The sequence below is a fragment of the uncultured Tenacibaculum sp. genome (genome assembly GCF_947498805.1).
GTDB lineage: Bacteria > Bacteroidota > Bacteroidia > Flavobacteriales > Flavobacteriaceae > Polaribacter.
Window position 1 is genome coordinate 47,689 of record NZ_CANMLT010000005.1, and the last position, 18,530, is coordinate 66,218.

Here is an 18,530-nt window from a genome sequence, read left to right on the forward strand (position 1 = left end):
CATCTAACAATTTATCAAAAAGAAAACCTCGCCTAATGGCGAGGTTTTTCAATTAGGTATATTTCCTATTTTTATTTTGCAGATGCTATGTATTCATCTACTTTAGCTTCCAATACATTTAATGGTAATGGTCCGCTCGTTAGTACTACATCATGGAATTTTCTAATATCAAATTTATCTGCTAAAGCATCTTTTGCTTTTTTACGCAGTTCTAATATTTTTAACATTCCGATTTTGTATGCTGTTGCCTGACTTGGCATTACAATATGTCTTTCTACCATTTTAATGGCGTCTAACTCTGCATTTGGTGTATTATCTGTATAATACTTAATTCCTTCTTCTCTAGTCCATTTTTTAGCATGAATTCCTGTGTCTACTACTAAACGACAGGCTCTCCATAACTCCATAGCTAAACGTCCAAAGTCTGAATACGGATCTGCATAGAATCCCATTTCTTTTGGTACATACTCAGAGTATAACCCCCATCCTTCTACATAGGCTGTATAGCGTCCAAATTTTCTAAACATCGGTACGTCTTTTAACTCTTGCGCTATAGCAATTTGCATATGATGCCCCGGAATTCCTTCATGATACGCTAATGCTTCCATTTGATATGACGGCATACTTGCCATATCATACATATTTGCATAATACGTTCCTGGTCTAGATCCGTCAATAGCAGGTTGTTGATAGAAAGCTTTTCCTGCAGATTTTTCTCTAAATGGCTCTACCGCTTTTACAATTAAAGCAGCTTTTGGCTTGGTTATAAATAACTCATCTAAACGAGTTTTCATACTATCAATCATATGAGTTGCCTTTGCCATATATTCTTCTCTTCCTTTCTTAGAGTCTTCAAAATAGAACTGTTGGTCGTTTTTCATAAACTTAAAAAACTCTTGTAAGGTTCCTTTAAAACCAACTTTCTTCATAATAGCACGCATTTCATCATGAATTCTTGCTACTTCTTTTAAGCCTATTTCATGAATTTGCTCCGCAGTTAAATCGGTAGTTGTTGTACGTTTTAAAGCATTGTTAAAAAAGGCTTCTCCTTCTGGTAACTTCCAAGCTCCATCATCTGTAGATGCAACTTTTTCTTGTGCTTCTAAAGTTGCTATTAAACTTTTATAAGCTGGTAATACCGATGCTAATAATGCTTCTTTAGCTCTATTAATTAAAGATGTTTTCTCCGCAGCATCAATTTCTAACTTCTCTACTTTGGTCGTAAAATCGTTTAATAAAGTACTTGGTGTACCCGATTTATCAAAAGGTACTCCTTTAATAATATTTCTGCTATCATCTAATACTTTAGCAAATACAAACTTTGGGGGCATGATTCCTTTTTCTTGTCGCAATTTTAAATTAATAACTAATTGCTTAAACAAGTCTTTTAAATTTTGCAGACGTGCAATATAGTTTTCAGCATCCTTTACATCTGTTATCTGATGCATATTGATTAAAAACGCTGGTATCTCAGCATGCATTCCATGCATTTGATTTACCGGATAGTTATGAAAACTATATTTAAAATCTGCGATGGTATTTTCTAATTGTTGCTTGAATAAATCGTAGCTTAATTTAGCATCTGCATTTAAAGCCTTTGTATTTACCGAATCTTGTAACCATTGTAATGACTGCTTGGTTAGCTCTAATTCTTTTGCAGCAAACTCATCAGAGATATCATCCCATTTATCAGCATCTTTTTTTATTCCAATATAGGTTTGATACATTGGATGACGTCCTAAGTTTTCTTGGAACTGTTTGTCAAAATATGCATTGAGTTTTTTAGATTCTTGTAATACAGTTTCTTTAGAGATTTCTTCCTTAGGAGCTTCCTTTTTACATGACGTTAACAAAGGAGCTACTAAAAGTGCAGCAACTGCTATTTTATATAGTCTCATGGGTTAAATTTTAAAAACAGAAAGGTACAGAATTTAGTTTATATAGATTTTGTTGCTTATTTAAAAAGCAAAAAGATGAACGAAAGTCCATCTTTTTGCCACTTTTAATTATCAATTTATTGTTGTTGCTCACGCTTAGTCAACCATACGAAAAATTCTTACAGAAGAGAAGTATAATAATCTAATTAATTGTTTCCATATTCCATCTTTAATAACTCTATTACGTCATTTTCAAAATACAATTCTATTTCTTTGATTTCATTACGTGTAACCTCTTTTAATTTTTCACTTATAAACTTATTATTTACTAACTCTAACCCTTCTATATACTTTCCAAAAATCTGTGCAACTTCAAAATTAACTAACTCTTTATCTTCCTTTTTTGCCCAAGATTCATTTAATAGGTCAAAATCTTTATCATATTTATAGTAAATATTTAATATTTCTTTATTTATTTTCTTCATTGTTCTTAGTTAAAATTAGTTGATAACTTATTGTTGTTGCTCTCTCATAATCAACCACACAATGCAATCGTGCGGGAGCGGGGATAGATTACAAAACTAAACTATCGAGGTATAAAATATATAACTTTTAATATAGGTTTATCATCCTGTAAATAAGCCTCACATATATATACTTTATTATTTTTTGGGTTAAAAACTGAGAATTGACAAGTACTACTTTCAGTATATGAATAACATCTACTGCTTGTCATATACAAGTTATATTTCAATAAAAAAGCGCTAACATTTTCTATATTAATAGAATCAATTTTTATAGTCCATATTTTACATCTTAAATCATTAAAATCTGGATCTATTTGTAAATGTACAACCGTATCTCCATTCTTTTTCTCTAATAATTGAATATTTCCTTCTACAGGATTGAACCCTTGATAAACTAAATCATTTACTGAATTTATTTTTTGATTCAAATTTTCAGTATCGAATAACTCACATGAAATATTTTTTTTACTTTCTTGATTACAAGAAGAAAAAAACAAAACTATTAAGCACAACGAAATTATTTTATTCATAATATTAAAATTTACTCTTCTATCGCATGATTGTATCATGTGGCATTCTAACTCAAATAACCTAAAAAATCTAATATTCATAGCTTAGTTGATTTAAAACTCCTAAAATAACCCTTTTATAAAAACAAAAAGATGAACCGTAGCCCATCTTCTTGATTTTTTTAATTATTAACTTATTCTTGTTGCTCACTCTTACTCGACCACACGATGCAATCGTCCGGAAGCAAGGAGCCTAATTTGACCCATTACCAAATTCTTTTAAACTATCTACTTTCTCGATTTTATAAGAAGTAGGCTCTAAATCTAATCCATCCCAAAAAACCCATAACCTTCCACAGTTAAAACATTTAAACATACTTTCCATTTTCGTATAGAGTTTTTCGCTATCAATCATTCCAGAATAATTATCATAATCTATGTCTGATATAATTAACCACTCATTGGGATTAGGTATTTGATTTAATCTGATAATTTTTCTGCATTTACATTTAAATTTTGACATCTTTCAAAAATTTAATTAACTAATATATGTACCGTATCTATATTTTTTGCTCCTGCTCCATTTAATCTTTTTATTATATCTCCTCCCGCTACCGTAAGATTATATCGCGTAGCATTCTAATTCAAATAATCTATAAAAAGTATAATATTCATTGCTTAAAGAATTCAAAACTCTAAAATACCACTTTACATTAAAGACAAAAAGATGAACGGAAGTCGATCTTCTTACATGTTTTAACTATTAAAATTTATCGTTGTTGATCCCTCTTACTCAACTACATGATACAATTTCCAAGAACGGGAATATCTTAATTAATCTTATTATCATTTCTTACTATACTTAGATGACCTTTTCCTTGTAAAGTAACAAAAGAACTTCCCTCTCCATAGACATCAGAAGTACTTCCTATTTTTGACAGAGACATCTCTAAGTATCCATCTTCAATTATATCTCCAATAGCTTCATATATAGCTCGCTTTGTCACCTCTTTCACTATAATCATATCTGTAGCCCAAAAATAAGAACTTTGGTCTTTAACAATTAGATTCTTAATATTTTCTATTGTAAAAATCGTTGCAAAAAAAACCTCGTCCGTTTCAAGAACTACATTTATATCTAAATTAGTGTCCTTTTTATCTTCGACAATAAATTCTAAAGGGTACTTTATTAAATACTTCATTTAATTTGTTGTTGTTTATCCCTATTAATCAATCAACTGAAAGGACTAATATCGAAGCCCGAAAAACTAATCAAGACATTCATAAATTTCAATTTGAGAAACCTTTAACCTAATTAGATATACGTTCTCTTTATCTAAATAAAACCTACTCTTTTTTAATTCATTATCTATAACATTAATACTCTCTTTTGATAATTCATTTGAACTATAGTTAACAGTATTATTGTATATTTTAACCTCTATAGTATGCTTAGGATGATAATTTAAACTCTTTTTAGTTAGGTTTTCACAGTTTAGTTTTTCTTTATAAAAATTCTTTACATCAATCTTTCCTACATTAATAATTGAATCTTTACTGACTTTATAAACAATATTGGAACGCTTTTTAAAATCATATGAAGATCTAATTTTAAATCTCCTTTTATGGTCATGGATGAAAAAAATCAACATCACTCAAATTATATGATATGTTTAGTGAATCGTCTTTATTATCAAAACCGTTAAGATATAATACCCCATAATTTTCACCTTCTTTCTTAAGATAATTTATATCAATAGCTTTCATTTTATTATATAACGACAAATTCTTCATCTTTATATATTCTTTTAAAGCATTAATATTACGAGGTGCTTTGTTTTCTGTTAGATCGTAGATTTTAAGATATTTCCTAAACGCAGAAGTTTCTAATAAAACAACGTCGTTCGCAACATTGTAGTAATTAATAGCTTTTACAAATATATAAGCTCCTAACAAGGTTAATATCAACAAAATTATTATTCTTTTTTTCATTTTCTAGCATGTAAAACATCCAACCAATTAACTTTAACAAAACTCACGAAATATAACTTTTCCAGATTATTCATAATTCCTACTCATAACAAGTTTTCCTTTAAAAATTAAAAACTACTTCAAATTCTTAAAGTAGTTTTTAAATTATCACATAGCTTATTGATTTACTTGCTAATTACCACATGATACAATCGTTCGAGAGTGGGTTAAAAAATAGATTAACATCTATTTTTTAGTATCAGGTTCTAATAGTAGAACAATTTTATTAAAATCGGCTGCGCTATTAATTACCTTTCTATACTTTTCATATAAATTAACCTCAATAAGGTTTTCTCTGTAATGCTCATCAGCAGTAATCTCTAATTTATTTCCTTCTAAGTTATAAAATGACTTGAAAGAAAATAATTCCTTAGCCCCATTATTAAAAGCGTTATTAATATTTATATCTTCAAGGTTAGTTAGCTTATATCCTCTAGGAATATTTACAACAATTGTTCTGTAATAACTTCTTTGAAAGTCTTCTTCTAAAGGCAAAACTCTTTCCTTTTCTTGATACATCTGAATTTGTGGTCCAATCAACTCGCCCAATTTAAACAGATACTTGTTACCTGCTTTTTCAACAAATGTTTCTGTTGTAAAATCAAAAGTGAATTTAAGAGGTTTTACCCCGAACATTTCAGGAGAGTCATTCTGAACCTCTCTTTTTGTAATTTCTATATTTTTACTTATACTTTTTGCTATACCATCAACTAGTTCTTTCCTTTTATCTCCTTGTATCAAATTCATAAAAGGTTGAATACTCATTGCATAATAACCACTAAATTCTCTTTCCAACTTCACTTTACATTCAGAAATATTATCTGCATTGAAGGTAACATTGATAGACATTTTATCAACCGTATTTTCTGCACTTACGGGTTTAATATATTTTATTCTACCCACAGCAGATTTAAAATCTCCTACTATTACTTCTTTTATAAATAATCCGTAATTATCTGTACTATTACCTGGAGGAAAGCCAAATCTAGACTCCATATTAGTTGGATCTAAATATTTTTTGTTTTTTGGAAAATAAAATAGAAAATCATTCAAAAAATTATTTGCTTCAAATTCTTTATCAAATTTAGTTTCAAGTCTATCACTCGTTATAACCAATTCATGCTTAATGCCGAGTGCTTTTATTATTGCTACATAAAATTTAATAGCACCAATATTGTTCATCACTTTCTTTTCTAAAACAACATCTAAATCTTCTAGCTCGTTATTTGAAAAGTCTGAAATATAAAAATTAGATTTTACGAAAAGATCTAACTTTCGTAATTGATCATCAATATTGTCATTTTCTTTAATATTTGCTTCTTTGATTACTTTATTAATTAATGAAGTAGTTTTTTTCTCATATTCTGATGGGTAATAAAACTTATAAATATTTTGAGCCACTTTTTTATAGGATACAATATTAGATAAGTTTCTAGCCGTATTTCTATCTAATTTATACGCTACAAAACCTCTAGATGCGTTATAAGCCGATTTATATTCTTTTTCTAGCTTCTTAATATCTTTAACTCTTAATTTCCAATGTTGTTTTTCTTTTATTAAAGTATCTTGTACAACCGACGGAATACCATTAAAGCTCTTAAATTTAAAAACTAAATTTTTAGGTGATAATAAATCAAACTCCACATTTTTCTTATCAAACGACGACTGTAAGTATAGTTTTCTTCCCTGATACGATGGAGTCTTTTTTTGAACATAGAAATATTCAATAAAACTACCCTTTTTTAATCCTTCAAAAGCAAAGTATTTATATTTCTTTCCAGTTTCTTCATCACTTGCAGTTAAGATTTTTGATTTATCTAGCTCAATAATGTTTCCCTTCTCATCAATAACTCTGGCTTTGTTAATTACTAATTCTGAGCTTGAAGAATGGGGTAAATAAACTTTATTGTAATCTTCAATTTTTTCATCAGAATTTAACCATAATACTTTATGTTCTAAAAAGTATTCTACCAAAGAATTATTTTCAAAATAAAACTCTGTAACAATTTTATCTTTCAGTGAAACAATATCTTCATTATTATCTACAATTTCGTATTTCGGATTGGTTTCCCAATCGTATTGCTTAAAAAAAGGATCTACTTGAGAAAGTAAAACATTACTTATAAATAATCCAATAAATAAAACGGTTAGCTTTTTTTTCATATTAATTTGTTTTTTTTAGTACTATTATTTCTTTATAATTTTTTAGAATTTTTTCTATAAGTTTATTCACATAGTCTTGTTCTTGTTTATTAAGAACTAAATAGTTTAATTGTAAATCATGTTTGTAAATTATTTTATTACCATTAACTTTATAATTAATTGATACTTTTAATAATTCATCGTTTATCATAATATTTTCGGGAATATAATCAACTTCATAATTCTCAGGAATGGTTAAAACAGTAACATATTCAAACGAACTTTTATAATTATATTCAATATCAAACTCCCTTTCTTTTTCAATTTTAAATTTTTGTATTTCTTTATTGAGATTTAAGTTTACATAAATTTCATTCCCTATTTCCTTTATATAATTATCAATAACAAAGTCATATTTGATTTTAAAATCTTTATCATAGTTGTACTTATTATTTTCAACAATATTCTTTATTAAAAACTTATTGTGCCCTTTTCTAAATCTGATATTATAATATTCTTTTAATTTCGCTTCTGAACTCTTACTTTCCAGATGCGAAAAAAAATCTGTTTTTGGATATCCAGAAATTATCGATTCAGTTTTCCCCAGTAAACTATTTTTAGAAATACGTATGATTGTTGAATCTTTAATCTTATTCTTTTCAGCCTTAATAATAGGAACTTTCTTGACTTTAAAGTTACTCCCATCTGCAATAAGAGCCTCTTTTCCTTGAATAAAAGATGTTGGCATTCCTAATTCTATATATCTCCCTGTTGCATCTAAGTAATAAGTCTTACCATCGAAATCGTAAGACAAAATCATATGGTTATCAACGGCTGGTGTTGGTACCTCATTATAAGAATATGGAATACTTCTTGTCCCAATCCAAGTTAAATTACCTTTCAAATCAGCAATTTCTAACATTTTAAAAAGTATACTCGAGTTATCTTTACAATCTCCATATTTTTTATGGAAAACATCATTAGATTCTCTTGGGATAAATCCACCTAGTTCATATTCAAAAGCAATATATTTTATGTTTTTTTGAACCCAATAAAAAATAGCTCTTACTTTTTCTAGATCATTTTTTTTATTATCTGTTAGTTTTTTTACCAACTGAACTAATTCGGGATTTGTTTTTTCTTTGTTTACATCTTTAACTAGCGAATAATACCAATCATATAGATCTCTTACACTACCCAAAACTTTCTTCGTTTTCCCTTTAACTTTATAAGTAGTAATGTAAGGAATTATATGCGGTAAAACGTTTTTGTAGTTAGGTGAATCATCTTCAAATTTAAAAGCAATAGCGTTATCTACTACCCAAGAATAAATAACTTTTCTTCCTTTGTTTCTTTTTGAATACTTTAAATTTATTTTGTTTAGATTAAATTTTTTAAAATTAAGTTCAATTCCTTTATCAACTATTAAAGTTATTTTGTTTTTGATTATTGGGAAATAATCAGCAAAGTAAAAGTGTCCTAAAAATCTAGGATTTTTTATTTTTTCTTTATAATAAAGTTTGGTTTTAGATCCTTTTCTTAAATTAGGATAAATAAAACTTAATTCTTTCACATCATCATAAAATACATCGTTCAAATTATCTTTCTCTGTAAATTTTTCTACTTCATATTCGACATATTTTCCTTTTTCAAAAGAAAAAGAAGAAGCTTCTATTTCTTCTAACTCAAAAAAAGAAGAATACTTTACACTGCTTTTAGAAGCATAATTCGCTGAAGAATTTAAATATAGATCCTCTTCCAAGAATTCTTGATTTATTTCTAATTTTCCTTTATTTAGAGTAATTGAAACAGAGATTTCCTGATTCAACCTTACTTTAAGAGCTTCAGGATATTTTCTTTTATAAAAATCTTGTTCTTTATTTTCTTGAGAAAAAATAAGAAGAGGTGATAATAAGATTATAGTTAATTGGAAGAAAAATCTAAAAGACTTCTTCTGACCATATTTTATCATTGCAATAGTTTTTCTTTTTTTTAAGTTTTCCTTTTTCGTTGTAGTACAAACAAATACCATTTAACTGACCATTTATATATGATTCCTCGCTTTTTATAATACCGTTTTCAAAATACTCTTTTTTCTTTCCATGAAGAACACCATAAGAATATTCAGATTCTTCCATCAATTTACCATTTTCAAAAAACTCTTTTTTCACACCTTCATATTCTCCATCGACAAAATGAATTTCATCTTCTTGATTACCATTATAGAAATACGACTTATATATATTAATTAGATCACCATTCTTATACTCTAACTCCTTAGCTATTTTTCCATTATTATAATAAGAGATTATCTTTCCTGTTTCATTTTTCAAAGGAATCATAGGTAATTCATCTCCATTTTTATCTTCATAACTATATCCAATTAATCTTCCATATTCATAAAATCTAACTAATTGTAATTTACCTGTTGGATCAAAAAACTTTTTTCTGCCATGTAATTTCCCTTGATAGTAATTAGTTGAAATTTTCTCCTTTCCATTTTTAAAGTAGTCAATACTTTTTCCTACTTCTAATCCGAAATCATATAATGTTTTTGACTTTATTCTTTTATTTTGATAATAAGTAATGTAATCACCATCAATCTCACCATTTAAATAATTTATTGTCGCATTGATCTTTCCATTATCATACCAGGTCCAAAGACCATTCATTTTATCATTTAAATAATTTCCATCTATGATTAAATTTCCATTAAAATCATACTTTTTATATTCACCATGCCTTACTCCATTAACAAAGGTTATACTTTCTTGTATTTCATTATTTATGTGTTTTCGTGTAATAACATTCTCACCTTTTTTAATAGTATAATCTATTGTTTGAAAAACATTACTATTATTATCATAAATAACTTCTTTAATTAACTCACCATATTTATACTTTTCTTCAGAAAAAACTTTTCCATTTACTCCATAATATATTTGATTACCGTGCAATTTACTTTTATGAAAAAAGTTAATAGCCTGTTTCGTACCATCTAAATAATAATACTTCCAAACGCCATGTTGTTCTCCTTTTTTATACCATCCTTGAACTTTAAGATTTCCATTTAAATGATAAGCAGTATAATATCCTTCAATAATATCATTTTTGTAAGGTGTTATACTTTTTTTAACACCATTCTTATAAAATTCAATATGATTTCCTTCAGCTTTATTATCAACATACTCCCCCTCATTGTATTGTATTCCATTATTTGTGAAATATTTCCATTTTCCTTTTTTTCCTCCAGAAACATCATACAAACCTTCGGTAATTTTTACTCCTAATGGAGACATTCCTTCGTATAAAAATTCACCCCCTTTTTTTTCCCCTTCCTTAATAACTTTACCTTGTTTATCATAATAACGGTATGAAATTATATTTCCTTTTCGATAATTAAATTCGTAATATAATTTACCATCCGTATCATAATTTTTAGATACCCCTGTTAATTTATCATTTTTATAACTAAACTCACTTTGCAAAATACCATTAGGATAATATTGCTTCCAACTTCCATCATATGCACCCTCTTTACATTGCCCAAGTTGACTCACTTCACCATTTTTATGGTACGTTTTATAACTACCTTCATATACGCCATTGTTATAGTTTATCTCAGAAGAAATACCACCATCTATATAATATTGGGTTTGCACTCCAGTTATCTTTCCACCAGAATAATTTGTTTTCGAATAAATTTGACCATTCGAATAATATTCAGTGGCCTCACCATATATTAATCCATTTTTGTAAGGAATATTAAATTCTAAAATTTCTTCCCCGACTTTAAAATATGACTTGTAGATTCCATCTAATGTATCACCTTTAAAATATTTATGTTGAATTAAAGCTCCGTTAGAATTGTAATATTTATACTCATCTTCTAACTTTCCTTCTTTATAGTTTGCACTAACATAGGTATTCCCATTTTTATGGAGCATTAAGTTTTTACCATTTAATTTCCCATCTACATAAAATGCAGTTTCTTTTACTTCATTTAAACCTGTATACCATGTCCATTTTCCAATTCTCTTTCCTAATTTATCAAAATCTCCCTTGGCTATTAACATTCCATCTTCATCATAATATTCCCAATAACCAATCTGAATATTATTTTCCATTCTACCAACGGCATTTGTATAATTCTTATCATAATCAAATGTGACTTCTTGTTTTTCTCCATTAAAAAGGATCTTGTTTTTTGAGGTTAATGAAGCCCATTTTGTTTTAAACTTACCTAAGAATGTAATAACTCTTTTCTTGTTTTTCTGTATTACTTTTTTAAAATTTTCATTCTCGATAGAATATGATAAAGTGTACGTGAAATCATCAAAATAATTGTTTTCAGCAATCCATTTGTACAACAGTAAATATTTCTCACTCCAAAATCCATCATTCCCTTCAAAATCTCTTAATTGGGTAATTAATGCGTGGTTTTGTCTAGTCAGAGCCACATTTATTTCATTATCTAGCTTGTAACTTTTATTTAAAGTCATTTTACTATCTAATATTAAATCAATCTCTTCATAAGAATCATCTGCTTCTAATAGTTCAATATTAAGATCTCTTTTATTTAAGTTATTTGCCTTAACTACATTGTTAAGAGATTTTAATACATCAAATGCGTTATTAGCATCTGGTTCTAGCAATAAATAAACGTTAAAACACATTAAAGCCTGAGTTAGGCGCTCTTGTTTATAAAATATATTTCCAAGCTGGAAATGAGGATTTCTATAGAATGGATTTAGTATTATAGATTTCTTATAAAAAGAAATTGCATCATTTAAATTACCCATTGATGTTGCAACGATTCCTTTGTTATACCATATTAAATAACTTTTAGGATAGATTTTTAAAGCCTCATCATAGGTATCCATTGCCTCACTATATCTTTTTAAATTAGTTAAAGCAACTCCCTTATTAACATAATAAGCATCTTTTGAATGATTGTGATGATTTTTTATTCCTTCGTTTGCGATTTTGATTACTTCCTCATATTTTTTCAGTTGTAGTAAATAATATGATTTACTTTTCATTGCAGAATAATAAGTTGAATCATTTTTGGGTATTCTACTCAGTAATTCAACTGTTTTTTCAAAATCACCTGCATTTATACTTTCTTGTGCTAGTGAGCTTATTTCTGAATAATCAATAAAAGGAATTTTCTCTTGAGAAAAGCCTATTTTCCCAAAGAAGAGTATAGCAATTAATATTTTTTTCATTCAGTAAAAGTACTGTTTTTAACAAAATAGAACAAGAGCTTTAATTTAGTTTGTAGACAAGGTTATAATTTAGAAAATGATCTTCGTAGTTAATCTAATTCGAAACTCTCAAATACCACTTTACACCGAAAACAAAAAGACATACCTAAGTCTGTCTTTTATTTGTTTTAAGTCTAACCCTTCAAAAGGAAGTATTCTTTAACCAATAATCTTTAGTTTTAAAAATGTACTTTTGTCCACCAAAAATTAAAACATTTTTTATGAAAAAGATAGTATTGCTGATTGCGGTTCTCGCATTCGGAATTTCTTGTAATGATGACAAAACAGAAGTTATAGAACAACCTCCTAAGGTATATGAAGGAAATGTAGTGTTAAAAAACATAGATGAGTATAATTCCTTTATAGCTAGTGAATATGAGGCAATTACAGGCGACTTAAGCATATCTCATGTCTATACTCAAAACTTTAATGGATTAAAAACTTTAAAAACCATTGGAGGAAATTTATCCTTTTACTACAATCATGACCTTATCAATCTCGATGGATTAGAGAACTTAAAGTCCATTGGTGGTAGTGTAATTATTAGCAACAATTCAAAACTTGAAAACATTCAAGGTTTAAGGCAAATTAAAAAATTAGATCGATTAACTATTCAGTTTAACCCTAAGCTTAAAAACTTACAAGGTTTAGAACAGTTAACAGGTACCATATTAGATATTCGTATCGATAATAACAATGAATTGAATAGCTTAACTACCTTTAACAAATATCTTTTTATAACTACATTAGACATTGATCATAATCCTTCTTTAACGAATTTAAACGGATTAGAAGGTATAGCTATTAACAACTTGTACCTAAGAGATAATAAAACTTTAGTTCATATAGATGCACTTTCTAAGTTACAAATATTAGAAAATATAAATATTGATAACAATGATGCCCTAATTAACTTAAAAGGTTTAGAAAACGTATATACAATTAACGGCGCTTATATAGGCTACAACAAATCTCTTGTTTCATTAGACTTGAAAGAGTTAGATTATGTTAAGACCGGCATTTCCATTATAAATAACCCTCAACTAAATAGTGTAGTTAGTTTGAAGTCTTTAGTAACTGTAGAAAAGAATCTCATCATATCCTCTACCCCAAAGTTAACAAGCTTAGAAGGGTTAAATAACCTTCATAAAGTAGGTGGCAATTTAGAAATCAATTTTAATCCTTTGTTAAAGGATATTACGCAACTGAGTAAACTAACTGTTGTGGTTGGTAATTTAGAATTAAGGGATAATGCTATTCTTAAAGACTTTTGTGTACTTACCGATATTCTTAAAAACGGAAATGTGTTAGGTTTAACTAGACTTTCTGGTATTTTTAAGGAACAAATAATTACAGGGAATTGTATTGCTCTGTAACAAATTTATCCTCAAAAAACATTACTCATTAATTAATAAAAAAACCGAAACGATGATCGTTTCGGTTTTTTTATGCTTAAGCTTCTCCTGTGGTTCCACCAAAATTCATTGGTATAGGAGGTTGCTCGTAATCTTTTATTTCACCATGTGCCTGTTCAAATTTACGCACATTTTCAGCTAACGCTTTTGATAAACGCTTCGCGTGTTGTGGAGTTAAGATAATTCTCGATTTTACTTTTGCCTTAGGTACTCCTGGCATAATATTAATAAAATCTACAATAAACTCCGATACTGAGTGATTGATAATTGCTAAGTTACTATACGTTCCTTCAGCAATTTCTTGATCTAACTCTATATTTAATTGTGGTTCTTTTTTTTCTTCCATGTAAATAGTTTTAAAAAAGAAAGACCTCTAAAATTTAGAGGTCTTTTCTATTTGAAATTATAAACTGTTTTCAATTTCATCTTTTGGCCCTACGATTAACTTATCGTAAGATCTCATTCCTGTACCTGCAGGTATACGCTTACCAACAATTACATTTTCTTTTAATCCTTCTAAAGTATCTACTTTACCGTTTACGGCAGCTTCATTTAATACTTTAGTTGTTTCCTGGAATGACGCCGCAGAGATAAACGACTTCGTTTGTAACGAAGCTCTTGTAATACCTTGTAATACTTGCTCAGCAGTTGCTGGTTGAGCATCACGTGCTATTACTAAGTTTTTATCTGCTCTACGTAAAATTGAATTTTCGTCTCTTAACTCACGTGCAGAAATCATTTGACCTGCTCTTAAGTTTTCAGAATCTCCAGCATCTTCAACAACTTTCATTCCGAACATTGCATCATTTTGCTCGATAAAGTCATTCTTATGAATTAATTGATTCTCTAAGAATAATGTATCTCCAGAATCAATAATTCTAACTTTACGCATCATTTGACGTACAACAACTTCGAAGTGCTTGTCGTTAATTTTTACCCCTTGTAAACGATATACTTCTTGAATTTCGTTTACTAAGTACTCTTGCACTGCAGAAGGTCCTTTAATATTTAAAATATCTACAGGAGTAGTAGCTCCATCAGATAATGGCATACCCGCTTTGATAAAGTCATTTTCTTGAACTAAGATTTGGTTTGATAACTTGATTAAGTACTTGTTAATCTCTCCAGTTTTAGATTCAATAATAATCTCACGATTACCACGCTTGATTTTACCAAATGATACTACACCATCTGTTTTAGCAACTACTGCTGGGTTAGAAGGATTACGAGCTTCGAATAACTCTGTTACACGTGGTAAACCTCCAGTAATATCCCCTGCTTTACCAGATTTTCTAGGAATCTTAACTAAAGTATGACCAGACTCTACTTTGTCTCCGTCACTTACCATTAAGTGTGCTCCCACTGGTAAACTGTATGAACGCAATGCGTTACCATCAGCATCTTCTATAATTAAAGAAGGAATAATCTTCTTGTTCTTAGAATCTGTAATTACTTTCTCTTGGAAACCAGTTTGTTCATCGATTTCTACAGAGAAGTTAATTCCTTGCTCTAAATTATCGAATTTAACTTTTCCTGAGAACTCAGAAACGATAACTCCGTTAAATGGATCCCACTGACATACAGCTTCTCCTTTCTTAATAGACTTACGATCTTTATCGAAAATGATAGATCCGTAAGGAATATTATTCGTACTTAAGGTAATATCTGTTTTCTTATCGAAAATTTTGATTTCAGCAGTACGAGAAATAACGATATCTACTTCTTCACCATTGTTATCTTTTCCTTTTACTGTACGTAAATCGTCAATAACAACCTTACCGTCAAATTTCGCTATTAATTTATTCTCTTCTGAAATATTTCCTGCAACCCCTCCAACGTGGAATGTACGTAATGTTAACTGCGTACCAGGCTCTCCAATCGATTGTGCTGCAATTACACCAACTGCTTCACCAATTTGAACTTTCTTAGCATTCGACATACTTTGTCCGTAACACTTCGCACAAATTCCGCGCTTAGCTTCACAAGTTAATGCTGAACGAACTTCTACTCTATCTAATCCTGCTTCTTCAATTACATCTGCTAATTTAGGTGTAATTAACTCTCCAGCTCCTACTAATACTTCATCTGTAGTTGGGTGATATACATCATATAATGCTGAACGTCCAGAAATTCTTTCGCTTAATGGCTCAACGATTTCATCATTCTTCTTTAATGGTCTTACTTCTAAACCTCTTAAAGTACCACAATCTTCTTCGTTTACGATAACATCCTGAGATACATCTACTAAACGACGTGTTAAGTATCCTGCATCGGCAGTTTTTAATGCTGTATCGGCAAGACCTTTACGAGCACCGTGCGTAGAGATAAAGTATTCTAAAATTGATAACCCTTCTTTAAAGTTAGAAAGAATCGGGTTTTCAATAATTTCTCCACCACCTGCAGTAGATTTTTTAGGCTTTGCCATTAATCCACGCATACCAGTTAACTGACGAATCTGCTCTTTAGATCCACGAGCTCCAGAATCTAACATCATAAATACCGAGTTAAATCCTTGCTGGTCTTCACGTAAACGCTTCATAGATAATTCAGTTAATCTGTTGTTGGTAGATCCCCAAACATCAATTACCTGATTATAACGCTCTTTTTGCGTTAACATACCCATGTTATAGTTCATCACGATTCCATCCACTTCTTTGTTAGCTTCAGCAATCATGGTGTGTTTTTCTTCTGGAATAATGATATCTCCTAATGAGAATGATAATCCTCCTTGGAATGCAAACTTATATCCCATTCCTTTGATAGCATCTAAGAATCTACCTACAGATGGAATATCCGTTACTTTTAAGATACCTCCAATAATTCCTCTTAAAGACTTCTTAGTTAATACCTCGTTGATATATCCTGCTTCTTCTGGTACTACTTCGTTGAATAATACTCTACCTACAGTTGTTGATATAATCTTAGTTACTAACTCTTTGTTTTCGTTTAAGTCTTGAGTCCTTACTTTAATTCCTGCATTTAAGTCTACTCTCTCTTCGTTGTAAGCAATTGTTACTTCTTCTGGTGAATAGAAAGTTAACCCTTCTCCTTTGATTGGCACTTCTGGTGTAGACTTACGCTCTTTCGTCATATAGTATAAACCTAATACCATATCCTGAGATGGTACTGTAATTGGAGCACCGTTTGCAGGGTTTAAGATATTGTGAGAAGCTAACATTAATAACTGCGCTTCTAAGATAGCCTCTGGTCCTAATGGTAAGTGAACCGCCATTTGATCCCCATCGAAATCGGCGTTAAATGCCGTACATACTAATGGGTGTAAACGAATCGCTTTTCCTTCAATTAACTTAGGCTGGAATGCTTGAATACCTAAACGGTGTAAGGTAGGGGCACGGTTTAATAAAACTGGGTGTCCTTTAATTACATTTTCTAAGATATCCCAAACAACAGGCTCTTTTCTATCTATAATTTTCTTTGCAGATTTTACTGTCTTAACAATACCTCTTTCGATTAACTTACGAATAACGAAAGGTTTGTATAATTCAGCTGCCATATCTTTTGGCAATCCACATTCGTATAATTTTAATTCAGGTCCAACAACAATAACCGAACGTGCAGAGTAATCAACACGCTTACCTAATAAGTTCTGACGGAAACGTCCTTGCTTACCTTTTAAACTATCAGATAATGATTTTAATGGTCTGTTAGATTCTGTTTTTACTGCTGAAGCTTTACGTGTGTTATCAAATAATGAATCTACAGATTCTTGTAACATACGTTTTTCATTACGTAAAATTACTTCTGGAGCTTTGATCTCCATTAAACGCTTTAAACGGTTGTTACGGATGATAACACGACGATATAAATCATTTAAATCAGAAGTAGCGAAACGACCTCCATCTAATGGAACTAATGGACGTAATTCTGGTGGAATTACCGGAACTACTCTCATAATCATCCATTCTGGTTTGTTTTCTCTATTCTTTTGAGAATCTCTAAATGCTTCAACAACATTTAAACGCTTTAAAGCTTCATTCTTACGTTGCTTAGAAGTTTCTGTATTTGCTTTATGACGTAATTGATATGATAATTCATCTAAATCAATACGAGCTAATAATTCCTCTAAACACTCTGCTCCCATCTTAGCGATAAACTTATTTGGATCAGAATCGTCTAAATATTGGTTATCTTGTGGAAGTTCATCAGCGATGTCTAAGTATTCCTCTTCAGTTAAGAAATCCATTCTTTGTAATGGTTCTCCTTCTGCATTTTTAGCAATACCTGGTTGAATTACAACATAACGCTCATAGTAAATGATCATGTCTAACTTCTTAGATGGTAATCCTAATAAGTATCCCATCTTGTTTGGTAATGATCTAAAATACCAAATATGTGCTACTGGCACTACTAAATTAATGTGACCAACTCTATCTCTACGTACTTTTTTCTCAGTAACTTCAACACCACAACGGTCACAAACGATACCCTTATAACGGATACGCTTATATTTACCACACGCACATTCATAATCCTTTACAGGACCAAAGATACGCTCACAGAATAATCCGTCACGTTCTGGTTTGTGCGTACGATAGTTAATTGTTTCTGGTTTTAAAACCTCTCCTTTAGAAGCTTCTAAAATTGCCTCTGGAGAAGATAAACCAATTGTAATTTTGTTAAACTTCTTAACAGTGTATTTTTCGTTTTTTCTTGCCATGATAATGGATTCGAATTATAATTGAAAATAGCCTTTAAAAGACTGCTATTGAAAAAATGATTTGCCTCAGAGCAAAGCTCTGAG

At 29.7% G+C, this 18,530-nt stretch carries 13 protein-coding genes; 1 reads left to right on the forward strand and 12 read right to left on the reverse strand.

The genetic code is table 11. The features are described 5' to 3' along the window. Nucleotides 1–71: 71 nt before the first annotated feature. From Q0873_RS10765 to Q0873_RS10810, 10 genes are all read right to left on the reverse strand, one after another. A complete protein-coding gene (locus Q0873_RS10765) occupies nt 72–1,898 on the reverse strand; it encodes a DUF885 domain-containing protein (protein WP_299107018.1) in 1,827 nt (608 codons plus the stop codon). Nucleotides 1,899–2,083: 185 nt separating this feature from the next. Continuing rightward, nucleotides 2,084–2,362: a hypothetical protein gene (locus Q0873_RS10770; protein ID WP_299107020.1), complete on the reverse strand. Its 279-nt coding sequence runs from the start codon at nt 2,360–2,362 to the stop codon at nt 2,084–2,086. 101 nt (nt 2,363–2,463) lie between these two features. Then, a complete protein-coding gene (locus Q0873_RS10775) occupies nt 2,464–2,934 on the reverse strand; it encodes a hypothetical protein (RefSeq protein ID WP_299107022.1) in 471 nt (156 codons plus the stop codon). 232 nt (nt 2,935–3,166) lie between these two features. Next, the gene (locus tag Q0873_RS10780; protein WP_299107024.1) at nt 3,167–3,436 is read right to left on the reverse strand and encodes a hypothetical protein; all 270 of its coding nucleotides are present in this window, start codon (nt 3,434–3,436) and stop codon (nt 3,167–3,169) included. 307 nt (nt 3,437–3,743) lie between these two features. Further along, on the reverse strand, nt 3,744–4,115 hold the full coding sequence (locus tag Q0873_RS10785) for a hypothetical protein (protein ID WP_299107026.1): 372 nt from the start codon (nt 4,113–4,115) through the stop codon (nt 3,744–3,746). Nucleotides 4,116–4,181: 66 nt separating this feature from the next. Next, entirely contained in the window at nt 4,182–4,565 is a 384-nt protein-coding gene (locus Q0873_RS10790; protein ID WP_299107028.1) for a hypothetical protein, read from the reverse strand. Then, on the reverse strand, nt 4,543–4,905 hold the full coding sequence (locus Q0873_RS10795) for a hypothetical protein (protein ID WP_299107031.1): 363 nt from the start codon (nt 4,903–4,905) through the stop codon (nt 4,543–4,545). The genes Q0873_RS10790 and Q0873_RS10795 overlap by 23 nt, the downstream gene beginning before the upstream one ends. Nucleotides 4,906–5,130: 225 nt before the next feature. After that, entirely contained in the window at nt 5,131–7,107 is a 1,977-nt protein-coding gene (locus Q0873_RS10800) for a DUF3857 domain-containing protein (RefSeq protein WP_299107033.1), read from the reverse strand. Nucleotide 7,108: 1 nt separating this feature from the next. After that, nucleotides 7,109–9,058 carry a DUF3857 domain-containing protein gene (locus Q0873_RS10805; protein ID WP_299107035.1) on the reverse strand — a complete coding sequence of 650 codons (1,950 nt, stop codon included), beginning with the start codon at nt 9,056–9,058 and terminating at the stop codon, nt 7,109–7,111. Beyond that, on the reverse strand, nt 9,027–12,314 hold the full coding sequence (locus tag Q0873_RS10810) for a hypothetical protein (protein ID WP_299107037.1): 3,288 nt from the start codon (nt 12,312–12,314) through the stop codon (nt 9,027–9,029). The genes Q0873_RS10805 and Q0873_RS10810 overlap by 32 nt, the downstream gene beginning before the upstream one ends. 260 nt (nt 12,315–12,574) lie before the next feature. Between Q0873_RS10810 and Q0873_RS10815 the strand changes: the two genes are divergently transcribed. Further along, complete coding sequence (locus Q0873_RS10815) at nt 12,575–13,729, forward strand: hypothetical protein (RefSeq protein WP_299107039.1); 1,155 nt, start codon at nt 12,575–12,577, stop codon at nt 13,727–13,729. A gap of 76 nt (nt 13,730–13,805) precedes the next feature. Here the strand turns inward: Q0873_RS10815 and Q0873_RS10820 are convergent, their stop codons facing one another. Together Q0873_RS10820 and rpoC are read right to left on the reverse strand one after the other, a co-directional pair. Then, nucleotides 13,806–14,114: a DUF3467 domain-containing protein gene (locus Q0873_RS10820; RefSeq protein ID WP_299107041.1), complete on the reverse strand. Its 309-nt coding sequence runs from the start codon at nt 14,112–14,114 to the stop codon at nt 13,806–13,808. Between the two features lie 57 nt (nt 14,115–14,171). Beyond that, a complete protein-coding gene (rpoC, locus tag Q0873_RS10825) occupies nt 14,172–18,446 on the reverse strand; it encodes a DNA-directed RNA polymerase subunit beta' (protein WP_299107042.1) in 4,275 nt (1,424 codons plus the stop codon). Nucleotides 18,447–18,530: the final 84 nt, after the last annotated feature.

Coding starts and splice junctions, on each gene's coding strand:
- Q0873_RS10785 (WP_299107026.1), bottom strand. CDS start 4,115: ATGAAGTATTTAATAAAGTACCCTTTAGAATTTATTGTCGAAGATAAA.
- Q0873_RS10780 (WP_299107024.1), bottom strand. CDS start 3,436: ATGTCAAAATTTAAATGTAAATGCAGAAAAATTATCAGATTAAATCAA.
- Q0873_RS10765 (WP_299107018.1), bottom strand. CDS start 1,898: ATGAGACTATATAAAATAGCAGTTGCTGCACTTTTAGTAGCTCCTTTG.
- Q0873_RS10815 (WP_299107039.1), top strand. CDS start 12,575: ATGAAAAAGATAGTATTGCTGATTGCGGTTCTCGCATTCGGAATTTCT.
- rpoC (WP_299107042.1), bottom strand. CDS start 18,446: ATGGCAAGAAAAAACGAAAAATACACTGTTAAGAAGTTTAACAAAATT.
- Q0873_RS10795 (WP_299107031.1), bottom strand. CDS start 4,905: ATGAAAAAAAGAATAATAATTTTGTTGATATTAACCTTGTTAGGAGCT.
- Q0873_RS10800 (WP_299107033.1), bottom strand. CDS start 7,107: ATGAAAAAAAAGCTAACCGTTTTATTTATTGGATTATTTATAAGTAAT.
- Q0873_RS10775 (WP_299107022.1), bottom strand. CDS start 2,934: ATGAATAAAATAATTTCGTTGTGCTTAATAGTTTTGTTTTTTTCTTCT.
- Q0873_RS10820 (WP_299107041.1), bottom strand. CDS start 14,114: ATGGAAGAAAAAAAAGAACCACAATTAAATATAGAGTTAGATCAAGAA.
- Q0873_RS10805 (WP_299107035.1), bottom strand. CDS start 9,058: ATGATAAAATATGGTCAGAAGAAGTCTTTTAGATTTTTCTTCCAATTA.
- Q0873_RS10770 (WP_299107020.1), bottom strand. CDS start 2,362: ATGAAGAAAATAAATAAAGAAATATTAAATATTTACTATAAATATGAT.
- Q0873_RS10810 (WP_299107037.1), bottom strand. CDS start 12,314: ATGAAAAAAATATTAATTGCTATACTCTTCTTTGGGAAAATAGGCTTT.
- Q0873_RS10790 (WP_299107028.1), bottom strand. CDS start 4,565: ATGTTGATTTTTTTCATCCATGACCATAAAAGGAGATTTAAAATTAGA.